Genomic DNA, 15,736 nt, shown 5'->3' with positions numbered 1-15,736 from the left:
GCGCAGCCGTGGTGGCCCCGGCTGTGCTGACGTCGTGCCCCCGCCCCCAGACACCTCCCCGACGCCCCGCCCTGCTGCTGACGGCGGGGCTGGCCCTGCTGCTGGCGGTCGGGGTGGAGCTGGTGCCGGTCGTCGGCGCGGACCTCGTGGCGCAGCAGTGGTGGGCCTCGTGGGCGGCCACCTCCGGTGGCCGGCCGGTCGACCTGGGCTGGTTCGGCGGGTCACCCGCCGTCTCCTACAGCCTGCTGGCCCCCGGGCTGCTCGCAGTGCTGGGCCCGCCGCTGGCCGGGGTGCTGGGCACCACGGTCGGCGCCACCGCGACGACCGCGCTGCTGCTGCGCGCCGGCGCCGTACGACCCCGGGCGGCCGGTGTCGCATCGGCGGTGCTCTGGGCCGCCGACCAGCTCTCCGGCCGCACCACGTTCGCCCTGGGCGCCGCGGTGGGCCTGCTGGCCCTGCTGGCGGTGCGCGGCCCGGGTGGCCGCGCCTCCCGCCGGGTCACGACCGCCGTGCCGGCGGTCCTCACCGGCGCGCTCAGCCCGGTGGCGGCGGTCTTCCTGGGTCTGGCCGCGGCAGCCTGGTGGCTGGCGCCACCGGCCCGGGGGTCCGCGCGCCCGACGGGCGGTGCTGCGCTGCTGCTGACCGGAGCGGCTGCGCCGCTGCTCGGCATGGTGGTCCTGGGGGCGGCCGGCGGCCCGATGACCGGCAGCACCCACCAGATGACGTCCGCGGTCGCGGCCGCCGGGGTGGTCGCCCTGCTCGTCGGGCGCGAGCAGCCGCTGCTGCGGGTCGGCGCACTGCTGACGGCGCTCGCGCTGCTGGTGTGCTGGCTGGTGCCCGAGCCGGTCGGCTCCAACACCACCCGGCTGGTGCTGCTGTTCGCCGTCCCGGTGCTGGTGGGCACGGTGCGCCGCCGCCCGGCCGTGGTGCTGGCCTCAGCGGCGCTCGTGGTGTGGCTGCTGCCACCGGTGCTCCCCGCCGACCTCGCACCCCGGCACCCTGCCGACCGGACCACCCCGCTGCTCCGCGAGCTGGCCGACCGGGCACCGGTCGGCCGGGTCGAGGTGGTGCCGCTGGCCGACCACCAGGACGCACTGCTGGGCGAGCGGGTCCCGCTGGCCCGTGGCTGGAACCGCCAGCTGGACGTGGCCCGCAACCCGCTCTTCTACGACGGCACCCTGGCGCCGGACACCTACCTGGCCTGGCTGCGGGCGCGGGGCGTGTCCTTCGTGGCGCTGTCGACCCACCGACCGGACTGGGCGGCCCGCGCGGAGGCCACCCTGGTCCGCGACGGCGTGCCCGGCCTGACCCCGGTGTGGTCCGACCGGCACTGGACGCTCTACGCGGTGGCCGGGTCGGCCTTCGTCCGCGGGCCGGCCGACCTGGTGTCCAGCGACCGCCGGGCGGTCACGGTGGCGGCGCGGGGTGCCGGCACCGTGGCCGTGGCGCTGGACTGGGACGCCCGGCTCAGCGTCTCCGGACCGGCCTGTCTGGCACCGGCCCAGGACGGGACGGTGCTGCTGCACACGACCGGGTCCGGGTCGGTCGTGCTGACCAGCGCCTGGTGGCCGGCCGGCCACTGCGAGGACCCGCCGGGCGGCTGAGGGCCACCGGCCCCGGGGTCGGTTCAGTCCTGCGCGGCCGTGTCCCGGGCTGTGGTCGGGTCGACGACGACGCCCACCGCACCGGGTCCCACGTGCGCACCGATGGCCGCACCGAGCTCGCTGACGAAGAGCTCACGCAGCTGCGGCACCCGGCGGATGAGCTCGTCGGCGAGCTGCTGGGCCCGCTCGGGCGCCGCGAGGTGGTGCACCGCGAGGGACACCGGCCGGTCACCGGCGGTGTCGACGACGCGCTGGACCATCCGCGCGACCGCCCGGCTGGTGGTGCGCACCTTCTCCAGGGCGACGATCCGGCCGTCGTCGACGTGCAGCACCGGCTTGACCGCCAGGGCCGTGCCCAGCAGCGCCGCGGCCGAGCCGATCCGGCCACCGCGCCGCAGGTGCTCCAGGGTGTCCACGACGAACAACGTGCTGGTCGACGCCGCGGTCTCCCGGGCGACCGCGTCCACCTCGTCCCGGCCGGCGCCGGTGGCCGCGGTGCGCGCCGCGGCCAGCGCCGCGAAACCGGTGCCCATCGCCGCCGACCGGCTGTCGACCACCGACACGACGTGCTCACCGACCTGGCCGGCCGCCAACCGGGCGGCGTCCCAGGTGCCCGACAGCTCGCGGGAGAGGTGCACCGACACGATCCGGGACGCCCCGGCGTCCAGGCAGCGCCGGTAGGCGGCCACGAAGTCCCCGGGGGTGGGCCGCGAGGTGGTCACGTGCTGTCCGCGCACCGCCAGGCTGCGGGCGACGTCCCCGGGGCTGACGTCCAGCCCCTCCCGCCCCGACCGCCCGGTGAGCACCACGTACAGCGGCACCACCGTGATGCCCAGCCCGTCGACCAGCTCGGCCGGCAGGTAGGCCGTGGAGTCGGTGACGACGGCGGTCGGCACGGGGGGCGACACGCTCTCGGTCAGAGCGCCGCGTCGGCGTCGGTGGGCACCCCGGGGACGGCGGGGGCGCCCTCCTCGGGGGTGGCACCGGCCGCGACCGGGCGACCGGTCACCGGGCCGTCCGCGACACCGGCGGCCTCGACCACGTCGGGACCGGAGTCCGCGCCCGACCGGCGCACACCGCCGGGCGGGTCGCCCGACGGCTCGGCGGAGGCGTTGTGCCGCAGCACCCGCCAGCGGGTGCCCTGGAAGGCCAGCTCGGTCCAGGCGCAGTTGCCCAGCGGGCCGAAGACCCGGCGGTGCTCGGGCCCCAGCCCCAGCAGCGCCTCGACCAACCGGCCACCGGTCCCGCCGTGGGTCACCACGACGGCCACGGGCGCCGCGGGCAGGTCGGCCAGCGCGGCCAGCGCCCGCCGGGCGACCTCGGCGGGGTCCTCCCCACCGCGCCCGCGCACAGGGCGGCCGGCCATCCAGTCGGCGTACTGCTCGGGCAGGTCGCGGGCGACGTCCTCCCTGGTGAGGCCCTCCCAGCTGCCCAGCCCGTGCTCGCGCAGCCGGGGGTCGACGCGCACGCTCGTGCCCAGCTCGTCGGCGAGGGCCTGGGCGGTCGCGCGCGCCCGGTCCAGGTCGCTGCTGACCACCAGGGCGTCGGGGCCGACGGCGGCGGCCAGCGCCGTCGCGGCCCGGGCCGCCTGGCGCCGTCCGGTGCCGTCCAGCGGCGGGTCGAGCTGCCCCTGGAACCGCCCGCGGGCGTTCCACTCCGTCCGGCCGTGGCGCCACACGAGCAGCCGGGCGACGGTCGGCTCGGACGCGCCCTCGGGCGCGCCCGGGACCGCGGGGGTCGTGGCAGGAGCTGGGGCGGCCCCGCTCACCGGCGGGTGTCCGCCTCGGGAGCGTGGGCGGTGGTCGGGTCCAGCGCCGCCTCGGCGGACTCCCCGTCCCCGGAGAACCCACCGGACACCACGGCGGCGTCGGTGCCGGAGTCGGCCGGGACGTCGGTGACGCCGTCCACGGTGACGTCCTCGGTCACCGGCGCACCGCCGGGAACGGCGGCGTCGGTGAACGGGATGGTCGGGCAGTCCTTCCAGAGCCGCTCGAGGGAGTAGTAGGCCCGCTCCTCGGCGTGCTGGACGTGCACGACGACGTCGACGAAGTCCAGCAGCACCCAGCGGGCCTCGGCCACGCCCTCGCGACGGACCGGCTTGATGCCGTGCTCGCGCAACGACTCCTCCACCCCGTCGACGATGGCCTGGACCTGGCGTTCGCTGGGTGCGGAGGCGAGGACGAAGGCGTCGGTGATCGCCAGCCGGTCGCTGACGTCGACGATGGAGACGTCGGTGGCGAGCTTGTCGGCGGCGGCCTGCGCGGCCCACAGCGCGGTCTCGCGGGCCTCTGTCGAGGCGGTCATCAGGGTGTCTCCTGCAGGTCGGGGGTGCCCGGTACGGGCGGGTGGTCAGGGGTGGTGCGGTCTGGTGGGGCGTGCACCGCGGGTGCGGCGCGGCCGGGCAGCGGCGGGCCGACGTGGCGGACCGTCGTGCCGGGCAGCAGCTGACCGGCCGGGGTCGGTGGCAGGCCGTCCCGGTAGAGGCCGCGCTTCTCGATGTACTGCACGACCCCGTCGGGCACCAGGTACCAGACGGGCATCCCGCGGCGCACCCGGTCGCGGCAGTCGGTCGAGCTGATGGCCAGGGCCGGGATCTCCACCAGGCTCACCGCGCCGGCGGGCAGGTCGGCGTCGGCCAGCTGGTAGCCGGGCCGGGTGACCCCGACGAAGTGCGCCAGGTCGAAGAGCCGCTCGGTGTCCCGCCAGCCCACGATCGCGGCCAGCGCGTCGGCGCCGGTGATGAAGAACAGCTCGGCGTCCGGGCGCTGGCGGTGCAGGTCGGTGAGGGTGTCGATCGTGTACGTCGTCGTCCCCCGGTCGATGTCGACCCGGCTCACCGAGAAGCGGGGGTTGGACGCCGTGGCCACGACGGTCATCAGGTAGCGGTCCTCGGCCTGGCTGACCTCGCGGTCGGCCTTCTGCCAGGGCTGACCGGTGGGCACGAAGACCACCTCGTCGAGCCCGAAGAGGGTCGCGACCTCGCTGGCGGCCACCAGGTGACCGTGGTGCACGGGGTCGAACGTCCCGCCCATCACACCCAGTCGACTGCCAGCCACCGGTCGAGCGTAGCCGGGCCCCGCCACCGGGAGCGCCGCTCGCGCACCGCAGGGGTCACCCCGGCCCGGACCAGCACGCGCGGAAGACCCGCCCGGGGTCTCCCCCGACCGGGCCACCGCACCGATCGGCGCCCCCGTGCCGCCGATCGCCCGGCGCGGCCGTGGTGCTCCCCGCCGGGGTGGTGCTGACCGGGACGACGCCCGGTACACCGAGACCAACGGCACGGCCCAGGACCGGTTACGGGGCTCGTGCAGGAAAAAGCCGACGCAACCGTTCCCATCCGGGAGGGGCAGGTCAGAGCGTCGTGACGAAGTCCGCCAGCTGCGCCGCGGTGCGCACCTCGACCATCTCGATGACCTGGCCGTAGCGGTCGGCGGCGGAGTCCCCGCTCCCCCACAGCCGCCGCGGCTCCGGGTTGAGCCAGTACGCCGAGCGGGACCGCCGGACCAGGTCGGCGAGCACCGGCAGGCCGGGCTGGCGGTAGTTCGTCCGCCCGTCGCCGAGCACCAGCAGCGACGTCTTGGGCCCGACGGCGGCCGGCCACCGCTCGGCGAAGACCTCGAGGGCGTTGCCGTAGTCGCTGTGCCCGTCGAAGGAGACGACGTCGGCCTCGCGGCCGATCCGCTGCACCGCGTCGGCGACGTCGGCGCCGGGTGCGAAGAACCGGGTGACCTCGTCGGTGGAGTCGACGAAGGCGAAGGCCCGCACGCCGGTGAAGTGCTCCCGCAGCGCCTGGGTGAGCATCAGGGTGAAGTGGCTGAACCCGGCGACGGAGCCGCTGATGTCGCAGAGCACGACCAGCTCGGGCTTGTGCACCGCCCGCGGCCGGTGGTGGGTGACCACCGGGACGCCACCGGTGGCCAGCGAGGCGCGGACGGTCTTGCGGAAGTCCAGCCGGCCCTCCCGGCCGAGCCGCCGCTTGGCCGACAGCCGGGCGGCCAGGCGGCGCGCGAGGGGGGCGACCGAACGACGCAGCTCGGCGAGGTCGGCGGACTGGGCGCGCAGGAAGTCGACCTGGTCGGCCAGCGGCTTGACCGCGTTGCGGGCCACCCGGTCCCGGCCGCGCTCGGCGGCCGTCCGCCGCCGGACCTCGGCCTCGACCGCGGCACGGAAGGCGGCCAGCCGCTCCCGCACGGTCTGCCGGGCGACCTGCTCGTCCAGGCCGCCGCGCTCGGCGTCCCCGAGCAGGCCCGACAGCAGCTGGGCCACCAGGGTGTCCGGGGACAGTGCCCGCAACACGCGGTAGGAGAAGAAAGACTGCCCGGACGGCGAGGGCTGCCCCTGCCCGAGCTGGTCGACGGCGAGTCGGGCGAAGCGGCGCAGCTCCTCCTCGTCACCCTCCAGCAGGCGGCGCAGCAGCTCCTCGCGCAGCTCGGCGGCGAGCGCTGCCTGCCGTTCGGCGTCCGGGCGCGGATCGTCCTCGGCGCCGTCGGCGGGGGTGTCCGTGGTCTCGGCGACGCCGGGGCGGTCGGTGAGCGGCCACCACAGGTCGAACAGCACGTCGTAGGCCGGCCGCTGGGCCGCCCGGGTCAGCAGCACCGAGGCCAGGCCGTGCCGCAGCTGCTCGCGGTCGAGCAGGTCGACGACGGTGAGCACCTGCGCGGCGTCGACGGCGGCGGAGATCCCCACCGGGATGCCGGTCTCGCGCACGGCCCGGACGAAGCCGTCCAGGTGCGCCGGCAGCCCGCCCGACCCGACCGCGGCGGTCATCAGTTCAGCCGCAGCTCGGCGGCGGCCCGGGTCTGGTCGCTGGCGTGCTTGAGCACCACCCCCAGGGTGTCGCGCACCGCCGTGTCGTCCAGGGTGTCGAAGCCCAGCGCCAGCAGGGTCTGCGCCCAGTCCAGGGTCTCCGAGATCGACGGCGACTTCTTCAGCTCCATCGCCCGCAGCGCCCGCACGGTGCGGACCAGCTGCTCGGCCAGCGCCGGGGCGAGGTCGGGCACCCGGGACAGCACGATCTCCCGCTCCCGCTCGGCGCTGGGGTAGTCCAGGGCCAGGTACAGGCAACGGCGCTTGAGGGCCTCGGACAGCTCCCGGGTGGCGTTGGAGGTCAGCACCACCATCGGCCGGCGGGTCGCGACGATCGTGCCGATCTCGGGGATGGTGACCTGGAAGTCGCTGAGCACCTCCAGCATCAGACCCTCCACCTCCACGTCGGCCTTGTCGGTCTCGTCGATGAGCAGCACGGTGGGCTCGGTGCGCCGGATGGCGGTCAGCAGCGGTCGGGAGAGCAGGAACTCCTCGCCGAACACGTCGTCGTGCAGGTCGCCCCAGTCGCCGCCATCCGCGGAGTTCTGCGACGCCTGGATGCGCAGCAGCTGCTTCTTGTAGTTCCACTCGTACAGCGCGCGGGCCTCGTCCAGGCCCTCGTAGCACTGGAGCCGGATCAGCTCCGCCGACGTCGCGGTGGCCAGGGCCTTGGCCAGCTCGGTCTTGCCCACGCCGGCCGGACCCTCCACGAGCAGCGGCTTGCCCAGCCGGTCGGCCAGGAAGACGGTGGTCGCGATCTGGTGGTCGGGGAGGTAGCCCGCGGCCGACAGCCGGGCGGTCACGTCCGCCACGTCGGCGAACTGGGGCGACTGCTTCGACTGGGTGGGCACGGGGCTCCTATCGGGTGTGGCCGTTGCCGGTCACGACGTAGGTGGTGGAGGTCAGTTCCGGCAGTCCGAGCGGGCCGCGGGCGTGCAGCTTCTGGGTGCTGATGCCGATCTCGGCGCCGAACCCGAACTCCCCGCCGTCGGTGAACCGGGTGGAGGCGTTGACCAGCACCGCGGCGGCGTCCACCCCGGCGACGAAGTCCGCGATCGCGGTCGCGGAGTCGGCCACGATGGCCTCGGAGTGCCCGCTCCCCCAGGTCGCGATGTGGTCCAGCGCCGCCGGCAGGTCGTCCACGACCCGCACGGCCATGTCCATCGACAGGTACTCGGTGGCCCAGTCCTCGTCGGTCGCCGGGACGACGGCGGAGTGCGCGGCCCGGGCGGCGTCGTCACCGTGCAGGGTCACCCCGGCCTCGACCAGGGCGCCCAGCAGCCGGGCCAGGTGCGGGGAGTCCCGGTGCACCAGCAGCGACTCCGCGGAGTTGCAGACGCTCACCCGGTGGGTCTTGGCGTTGAGCACGACCGCCTCGGCCATCGCGCCGTCTGCGGAGGCGTCGACGTAGACGTGGCAGTTGCCGACACCGGTCTCGATGACCGGGACGGTCGACTCGCTGACCACCCGCTGGATCAGGGCGGCCCCACCCCGCGGGATGACCACGTCGACCAGGCCGCGGGCGTGCAGCAGCTCCCCCACCGACGCGCGGTCGGCGGGCAGCAGGGCGATCGACCCGGCCGGCAGCCCGGCCTTCTCGGCGGCCTCGGTGAGGACGGCGACGAGGGCGGTGTTGGTGCCGAACGCCGAGGCGGATCCGCGCAGCAGGGCGGCGTTGCCGCTCTTGAGGCACAGTCCGGCCGCGTCCACGGTCACGTTGGGGCGCGCCTCGTAGACGATCCCGATGACGCCCAGGGGCACCCGGACCTGGCGCAGCTGCAGCCCGTTCTCCAGCGTCGACCCGCGGACGACGTCACCCACGGGGTCGGGCAGGGCGACCAGCTGGCGCAGCGCGTCGGCCACCCCGGCGACCCGGTCGGCGTCCAGCCGGAGCCGGTCCAGCACCGACTCCGGGGTCCCCCCGGCGCGGGCGGCCTCGACGTCGGCGGCGTTGGCGGCCAGCACGTCGTCGGTGTGGGCGACCAGCGCGTCGGCCATCGCCAGCAGCGCGGCGTCCTTGGTCTGGGTGGGCAGCGTGCGGAGCACCCGGGCGGCGGCCCGGGCCTTCAGGGCAGCAGCACCGATCAGGGGCAGGGCGGAGACGTCGGGCACGCCGCGAGGATACGCAGCAGACAGCGCTGACTGTCGGGCGTCCGCCGGGGTCAGGCGCCGCGGAGTGCGCGCAGGGCCTGCTTGCGGGCGTCCCCGGCCAGCCGGTCCAGGAACACCCTGCCGTCCAGGTGGTCCACCTCGTGCTGCAGGCAGCGGGCCATCAGACCCTCGCCCTCCAGGCGCAGTGGCTCGCCGTGCACGTCGACGCCCTCGGCCACGCACCACATCGCACGCACGGTCGGGGCGTAGAGGCCGGGGATGGACAGGCAGCCCTCGTCGCCGTCCTGGGTCTCCTCGGACCGCTCGGTGATCACCGGGTTGACCAGGTGCCCGATCACGTCGTCCACGTTGTAGGAGAAGACCCGCAGCGAGACGCCGATCTGGTTGGCCGCCAGCCCGGCGCGGCCGGGGTGGTCGACGGTCTCCTCCAGGTCGCGCACCAGCCCGGCGAGGTCCTTGCCGAAGGACCGGACCGGGTCACAGGGGGTGCGCAGCACCGGGTCGCCGTACTCACGGATGGGACGCAGAGCCACGTCGGAGATCCTCTCAGGCACCCGCACGGGGCCGCACGAGCACCATCTCGTCGCGGTGCACGACCTCGCGGCGGTGCTCGGGGTCCAGGTCGGCGGTCTTGCGGCCCAGCAGGTCGGGCAGCTCGCGGGCGTCGTAACCGGCCAGGCCACGGGCCACGACGACGCCGTCGGGGCCGACCAGCTCGACCGGGTCGTCAGCCAGGAAGTCCCCGGTGACGCCGGTGATCCCGGCGGCCAGCAGCGAGGCCCCACGCTCCCGGACGGCGGTGACCGCGCCGGCGTCCAGCAGCACCCGGCCGCGCGGGCGCGAGGCGTAGCGCAGCCAGAACTGCCGGGCCGAGGGACGCCGCCCGCTCACCGCGAACAGCGTGCCCACCGGCTCCCCGGCCAGCGCCGGGCCGGCCTGGGCCGCCGAGGTGACGACGACGGGCACCCCGGCCTGGGCGGCGATCAGCGCGGCCTCCACCTTGGTGGCCATCCCGCCGGTGCCCACGCCGTTGCGGCTGGCCGAGCCCAGGACGACGGCGGAGAGGTCCTCGACGGCACGCACGGTGTCGATGCGCTCGGCCGGGCCGACCCGGGGGTCGCCGTCGTAGACGCCGTCGACGTCGGACAGCAGCACCAGGGCATCGGCGACGGCGACGTGCGCGACCAGGGCGGCCAGCCGGTCGTTGTCGCCGAACCGGATCTCCTCGGTGGCGACCGTGTCGTTCTCGTTGACGATCGGCAGCACGCCCAGGGCCAGCAGCCGCTCGATGGTCTGCCGGGCGTTGCGGTAGTGCCCGCGGCGGGTGAGGTCGTCGGCGGTCAGCAGCACCTGCCCGACGGTCACGCCGTGCCCGGCGAACGCGTCGGCGTAGGTCTGCACCAGCCGGAGCTGCCCGACGCTGGCGGCGGCCTGCGCGGTGGCGAGGTCGCGCGGTTTGCCGGTCAGAGCCAGGGGCGCCAGCCCCGCGGCGATGGCGCCGGAGGAGACCAGCACGACCTCACGGCCGGCGGCCCGCAGCGCCCCCAGGACGTCGACCAGCGCACGCAGCCGGGTCTCGTCGAGGCCGTCCTCCACCGTGGTGAGCGAGGAGGAACCGACCTTGACCACGACCCGGTGTGCGGCGGCGACGTCGGCGCGGGTGCTCATGCGCGGTCGTCGTCCCAGAGCTCGTCGGGGTACTCCTCGATGAGCTCGTAGGGCGTGCGCCGCAGCTTCTTGGCCGCGAGGCGGTCCTCGGCGCGCGGCCGGGTGTTGTTCTCCAGCCGCACGTCGGTGCCACGGCCACCCAGGCCCGCGGTCTCCTCGACGGTGAGCGTGCCGGCGGGCAGCGTGGGCTCCCAGTCGAAGGTGACGTCGCCGACGGTGATCGCGTCCCCGGGGACCGCACCGGCCTCGGCCAGCGCGATCTCCACCCCGAGCCGGTTGAGCCGGTCGGCCAGGTAGCCGACGGCCTCGTCGTTGCTGAAGTCGGTCTGGCGCACCCAGCGCGAGGGGCGGACGCCGAGCACCACCCAGCCACCGGTGCGCGGGTCGGGCTCGACGGTGAAGCCACCGTCGTCGACAGCGCGCGGGGTGAGGGTGATCCGGGTGGCTTCCGGCGCCGGCAGCGAGGCCCGGTGCGCGGCGACCTCGCGGGCCAGCGCGAAGCCGAACTCGGCCAGGCCCTCGCCGGTGACGGCGCTGATCGCGTACACCTCGAGGCCGCGGGCCTCCAGGGTGCCGCGGACCAGGTCGACCAGCTCGCGACCGTCGGGCACGTCGATCTTGTTGAGCACGGCGATCTTCAGCCGGCCCACCAGGTCCAGTTCGTCGCCGGCGTACTCGCTGAGCTCGTGCTCGAGGGCGGCGATGTCGTTCTCCGGGTCCCGGCCGGGCTCCATCGTGGCCATGTCCACGACGTGCACCAGCACCGCGCAGCGCTCGACGTGGCGGAGGAACTGCAGGCCCAGCCCACGCCCGGTGGAGGCGCCGGGGATCAGTCCGGGGACGTCGGCCATCGTGTAGGTGACGTCGCCGGAGCGGATGACGCCCAGGTTCGGCACCAGGGTGGTGAACGGGTAGTCGGCGATCTTCGGCTTGGCGGCGCTCATCGCGGCCACCAGCGAGGACTTGCCGGCCGAGGGGAACCCGACGAGGCCGACGTCGGCGACGCTCTTGAGCTCCAGCACGGCGTCGATCTCGTCACCGGGCTCGCCGAGCAGCGCGAAGCCGGGGGCCTTGCGGCGGGCGTTGGCCAGTGCCGCGTTGCCCAGACCGCCGCGGCCGCCGGCGGCCAGGACCAGCCGGGTGCCCACGCCCATGAGGTCACCGAGGACCTCACCGTCGGTGGTGGTCACGACGGTGCCCTCGGGGACGCGAAGGACGGCGTCCTCACCGCGGGCGCCGTTGCGGTTGCTGCCCGCACCGGGCTTGCCGTTGGGCGCCTTCTGGTGCGGGTGGTGGTGGAAGTCCAGCAGCGTGTGGACGTCGGAGGCGACCTCGAGGACGACGTCGCCCCCGTCACCGCCGTTGCCGCCGTCGGGACCGCCGAGGGGCTTGAACTTCTCGCGGTGGACGGAGCTGACCCCGTGCCCTCCGTTGCCGGCGGACACGTGCACGGTCACACGGTCGATGAAAGCGGCCATGATCGCCGCCTCTCTCTGCTGGGTGGCCTGGTGGTGGGGTGGTGCGGTGGTGGTGCGGTGGTGGTGCCGTGGAGCGCGAACGGGCCCGGCGGGATTCCCGCCGGGCCCGGACGTGATGCGTGGTGGTGCGGTGGCCCCGAGGGGCCGACGATCAGACTGCGGGGGCGAGCTCGGCCGCGACGGCCTGCACGTTGACGACCCGACGACCGCCGCGGCGGCCGAACTCGACCGCACCGGGGGTGAGGGCGAAGAGGGTGTCGTCCTTGCCGCGGCCGACGCCGAGGCCGGGGTGGAAGTGGGTGCCGCGCTGGCGGACGATGATCTCGCCGGCCTTGACGACCTGGCCACCGAAACGCTTCACGCCCAGGCGCTGGGCGTTCGAGTCACGACCGTTGCGGGACGACGATGCGCCCTTCTTGTGAGCCATGAGGTGCTCAGCCCTTCTTCGAGTCGATGGCGGTGACCACGACGTCGGTCAGCGGCTGACGGTGCCCCTGACGCTTGTGGTAGCCGGTCTTGTTCTTGAACTTGTGGATCTTGATCTTCGGGCCCTTGCCGTGGGCGACGATCTCGCCGGTCACGGTCACGCCGGCGAGGGCGGCCACGTCACTGGTGACGGTGTCCCCGTCGACCAGCAGGACTGCGGGGAGGGCGACGGTGTCGCCGGCCGCTCCGGAGAGGCGGTGCACGGTGAACGTGTCACCCACACCCACCTTGTGCTGCTTGCCACCGGCCTTGACGACTGCGTACACCACTGACTCCTCGATCGGTTCTCTTCGTGTCCTGCACACGGCCCCGCGCTGGAGCGGTGACCTGGGTGCTGGACTGGTCGCTCGCCGGTCCAGGGGACACCTCGCGGTGCCCGGCCCGTGGCGATGCAACCCGGCCAGCGTACCCGAGGCCGACGCGCGTGGTCGAACCCGTGTGCCGGAGGTCGCGTCCGGGTGGCCGCGACCAGGTGTGCGGTCCCCTGCTGGGTGGCTCAGCCACCGGGCAGGGGGTCGAGCCACCGTCGACGGTGGCTCGAGCCCCGACCCGGTGGCTGGGCCACCGGGTCGGGGTCGGGTCAGGCGGGCGGACCGGCCGGACGGCTGGCCGCGCGGCGGCGGCGCGGACGGGCCACGGCCGCGGCCGGGGGCTCCTCGACGACGGGCTGCGCGGGTGCGGGCACCTCGGCGGTCGGCTCCGGGGCGGCGTCGCCGTCGGTGGCGGTCGCCGGGGTCTCCTCGGTGACGGCGCCGGCGGCCTCGGGCAGGTCGAGCTCGACCTGCTCGGGGACGTCGGGCTGCTCCGCGGTGGCCGGGGTGTCCCCGGCGGTCCCGTCGGTCGGTGCCGCCTCGTCCACCGTCAGCTCGTCCACCGCCGCCTCGTCCACCGTCGGCTCGTCCACCGTCGACTGGTCCGCGGGCGCCTCGTCCGCGGACGGTCCGACGGGTGCGTCGGCGGGCACGGGCGCCACGGCACCGCTGGACACCGCACCTGCAGCCACGGTCCCGAGCGCGTCCTGGGTGGCCGCGTCCTCGGCGTCGTCTGCGCCGTCGGCGTCGTCGGCGTCGTCGTCGTCGTGGACCACCTGGGCGTCGACGGCCTCGGCGTCGACGGCCAGCTGGCCGTCGGCCTCCTCGACCGTGTCGACGGCGTCCACCGGCGCGTCCCGGACGGCCTCGTCGGGGGTCTCCCCCGCGGCGTCGTCGTCCTCACCGCGGGCGGCGGAGAGCACGGCGGCGTCCTCGGCGGCGCGGGCCTCACCGGACTGGCCGCGGTTGCGGCGTCCCCGGCTGCGGCGCCCGGAACGGCCGCCGGTGGGCTGCTCGTCCCCCGCGGTCGCCTCATCGCCGGCCGGGACCGCCTCGGCGGTCTGGGCCGCCTCGGTGGTCACCTCGGGGGCCTCGGCGTCCCGACCACCGGAGCCGTTGCCCCGGTTGCGGCCGTTGCCACCGTTGCCGCCGTTGCCGCCGTTGCCGCCCTGGGGGGCGGGAACGCCGGCGGCCGCCGCGGTGGCCGCCCGCTTCTTCTCGTCCACCGGGTCCAGGTGCACCACGACACCCCGGCCGCGGCAGTGCTCGCAGGGCTCGGAGAACACCTCGAGCAGGCCCTGGCCGACCCGCTTGCGGGTCATCTGGACCAGACCCAGCGAGGTGACCTCGGCGACCTGGTGCTTGGTGCGGTCGCGGCCCAGGCACTCGGTGAGCCGGCGCAGCACCAGCTCCCGGTTGCTCTCCAGCACCATGTCGATGAAGTCGATGACGATCATCCCGCCGATGTCGCGCAGCCGGAGCTGGCGGACGATCTCCTCGGCGGCCTCGATGTTGTTCTTGGTGACCGTCTGCTCCAGGTTGCCCCCGGAGCCGGTGAACTTGCCGGTGTTGACGTCGACGACGGTCATCGCCTCGGTGCGGTCGATGACCAGCGACCCGCCCGAGGGCAGCCAGACCTTCCGGTCCAGCGCCTTGAGCAGCTGCTCGTCGATCCGCAGCTCGCGGAAGACGTCACCGGTGCCGGTGTACCGCTGCAGGCGCTCGGAGAGCTCGGGCGACACGTGCGCGACGTAGGCCTCGACGGTGTCCCAGGCGTCCGAGCCCTGGACGACCAGGCGCTTGAAGTCCTCGTTGAACACGTCGCGGATGACCCGGATCGCCAGGTCGGGCTCGCCGTACAGCAGCGTCGGGGCGTTGCTGGTCGAGGCGGCCTTGGTCTGGATGACCTCCCACTGCGCCTGCAGCCGGGCCACGTCGCGGGTGAGCTCCTCCTCCGAGGCGCCCTCCGCCGCGGTCCGGATGATCACGCCGGCGTCCTCGGGGACGATCTTCTTGAGGATGTCCTTGAGCCGCTGGCGCTCGTTGTCGGGCAGCTTGCGGCTGATCCCGGTCATCGAGCCGCCGGGCACGTAGACCAGGAAGCGGCCGGGCAGGTTGACCTGCTGGGTGAGCCGGGCGCCCTTGTGGCCGATCGGGTCCTTGGTCACCTGGACCAGGACCTTGTCCCCGGACTTCAGCGCCTGCTCGATCGACCGGGACTTGCCGGACAGCCCGGCGGTCTCCCAGTTGACCTCACCGGCGTACAGCACCGCGTTGCGGCCCTTGCCGATGTCGACGAACGCCGCCTCCATGGAGGGCAGCACGTTCTGCACCCGGCCCAGGTAGACGTTGCCGGCGAAGGACGTCGACTGCGCCTGGGTCACGTAGTGCTCGACCAGCACGTCGTCCTCGAGGACGGCGATCTGGGTCCGGTCGCCCTGCTGGCGGATGACCATCGCGCGGTCGACGGCCTCGCGGCGGGCCAGGAACTCCGACTCGCTCAGGATCGGCGCGCGGCGACGACCGGTGTCCCGGCCGTCCCGACGGCGCTGGCGCTTGGCCTCCAGGCGGGTGGAGCCGGCGACGCCCTTGACGGCGTCGTCGCTGGAGTCGCGGCCGTTGCGGCCGGCCCGCTCGGGACGGTCGTCGTCGGTGCTGTCGGTGGTGTCCGCCGTGCCGGCCGTGCCGGACGAGCCCGCGGACTCCCCGCGACGCCGGCGGCGGCGGCGACGGCGGGTGCTGGACCCGGAGCCCTCGGCGTCCCCGGAGTCGTCGTCCTCGTCGTCGTCCCCATCGGAGCCGGTGCCCGAGGGGTCCTCGGTCTCGTCGGACCCGGAGGCCGGGCCGGCGTCGGCGGTGTCGCCGTCGCGGTCCTCGTCGTCCTCGCCGCTGCGGCCACGGCCACGGCCACGGCGGCCACGGCGACGGCGGCGACTGCCGGAGGCGGAGTCGTCGTCGTCGCGGTCCTCACCCTCGGCGTCGGTGTCCTCGGCGTCCTCGGCGTCGGCCTCGTCGCCGGGCGCGGGGAGGACGACGGGGGTCTCCTCCTCCTGCTCGGCACGGTCCTGCTCTGCCTCGGCCGCCTCGGCGGCGCGCTCGGCGGCGGTCTTGCGGCGCGAGCGGCTGCGACGGGCCGGCTTCTCCGCGGGCTCGTCGTCGCTGACGGCGGGCGCCTCGGGCGCGCTGTCGGTCGGCTCGGCCGGCGTCTCGGCCTGGGTGCGGCGGCTGCGGCGGCGGGGCGCGGGGGCGGCCTCGGCGGGCTCGGCGGCCG

General features: G+C 75.3%; 14 protein-coding genes. 1 reads left to right on the top strand and 13 read right to left on the bottom strand.

The features are described 5' to 3' along the window. Positions 1-8: 8 nt before the first annotated feature. On the top strand, positions 9-1,604 hold the full coding sequence (locus AC0IVP_RS09550; RefSeq protein WP_471756212.1) for a hypothetical protein: 1,596 nt from the start codon (positions 9-11) through the stop codon (positions 1,602-1,604). Between the two features lie 23 nt (positions 1,605-1,627). Here the strand turns inward: AC0IVP_RS09550 and AC0IVP_RS09545 are convergent, their stop codons facing one another. From AC0IVP_RS09545 to AC0IVP_RS09485, 13 genes are all read right to left on the bottom strand, one after another. Next, positions 1,628-2,500, bottom strand: a complete 873-nt coding sequence (locus tag AC0IVP_RS09545) for a DegV family protein (protein ID WP_056297470.1) — start codon at positions 2,498-2,500, stop codon at positions 1,628-1,630. 20 nt (positions 2,501-2,520) lie between these two features. After that, complete coding sequence (locus AC0IVP_RS09540; protein WP_471756210.1) at positions 2,521-3,372, bottom strand: histidine phosphatase family protein; 852 nt, start codon at positions 3,370-3,372, stop codon at positions 2,521-2,523. Beyond that, entirely contained in the window at positions 3,369-3,908 is a 540-nt protein-coding gene (gene rsfS / locus AC0IVP_RS09535) for a ribosome silencing factor (protein ID WP_082557029.1), read from the bottom strand. Before rsfS ends, AC0IVP_RS09540 begins: the two co-directional genes overlap by 4 nt. Then, positions 3,908-4,660: a nicotinate-nucleotide adenylyltransferase gene (gene nadD / locus AC0IVP_RS09530; RefSeq protein ID WP_471756208.1), complete on the bottom strand. Its 753-nt coding sequence runs from the start codon at positions 4,658-4,660 to the stop codon at positions 3,908-3,910. Before nadD ends, rsfS begins: the two co-directional genes overlap by 1 nt. A 295-nt stretch (positions 4,661-4,955) precedes the next feature. Continuing rightward, entirely contained in the window at positions 4,956-6,371 is a 1,416-nt protein-coding gene (locus AC0IVP_RS09525; protein WP_471756206.1) for a vWA domain-containing protein, read from the bottom strand. Beyond that, on the bottom strand, positions 6,371-7,261 hold the full coding sequence (locus AC0IVP_RS09520) for an AAA family ATPase (protein ID WP_471756204.1): 891 nt from the start codon (positions 7,259-7,261) through the stop codon (positions 6,371-6,373). Before AC0IVP_RS09520 ends, AC0IVP_RS09525 begins: the two co-directional genes overlap by 1 nt. 7 nt (positions 7,262-7,268) lie before the next feature. After that, entirely contained in the window at positions 7,269-8,522 is a 1,254-nt protein-coding gene (locus tag AC0IVP_RS09515) for a glutamate-5-semialdehyde dehydrogenase (RefSeq protein WP_157519471.1), read from the bottom strand. Positions 8,523-8,572: 50 nt separating this feature from the next. Then, complete coding sequence (def, locus tag AC0IVP_RS09510; RefSeq protein ID WP_471756202.1) at positions 8,573-9,055, bottom strand: peptide deformylase; 483 nt, start codon at positions 9,053-9,055, stop codon at positions 8,573-8,575. 13 nt (positions 9,056-9,068) lie between these two features. Further along, positions 9,069-10,190, bottom strand: coding sequence for a glutamate 5-kinase (proB, locus tag AC0IVP_RS09505; protein ID WP_471756200.1), 1,122 nt, complete (start codon positions 10,188-10,190; stop codon positions 9,069-9,071). Continuing rightward, positions 10,187-11,668: a GTPase ObgE gene (obgE, locus tag AC0IVP_RS09500; protein WP_471756198.1), complete on the bottom strand. Its 1,482-nt coding sequence runs from the start codon at positions 11,666-11,668 to the stop codon at positions 10,187-10,189. The genes proB and obgE overlap by 4 nt, the downstream gene beginning before the upstream one ends. Positions 11,669-11,819: 151 nt before the next feature. Continuing rightward, on the bottom strand, positions 11,820-12,095 hold the full coding sequence (rpmA, locus tag AC0IVP_RS09495; RefSeq protein ID WP_056297451.1) for a 50S ribosomal protein L27: 276 nt from the start codon (positions 12,093-12,095) through the stop codon (positions 11,820-11,822). A gap of 7 nt (positions 12,096-12,102) precedes the next feature. Next, positions 12,103-12,420 (bottom strand): 50S ribosomal protein L21, encoded by a 318-nt coding sequence (rplU, locus tag AC0IVP_RS09490; RefSeq protein WP_056297449.1) that lies wholly within the window; start codon positions 12,418-12,420, stop codon positions 12,103-12,105. Between the two features lie 314 nt (positions 12,421-12,734). Then, positions 12,735-15,736 (bottom strand): Rne/Rng family ribonuclease (locus AC0IVP_RS09485; protein WP_471756196.1); only part of this gene is annotated, 3,002 nt, incomplete at its 5' end.

The organism is Klenkia sp. AC732, assembly GCF_979256525.1.
Note: the sequence above shows the minus strand (reverse complement) of the source record. Positions and strands in the feature narration are given on the sequence as shown.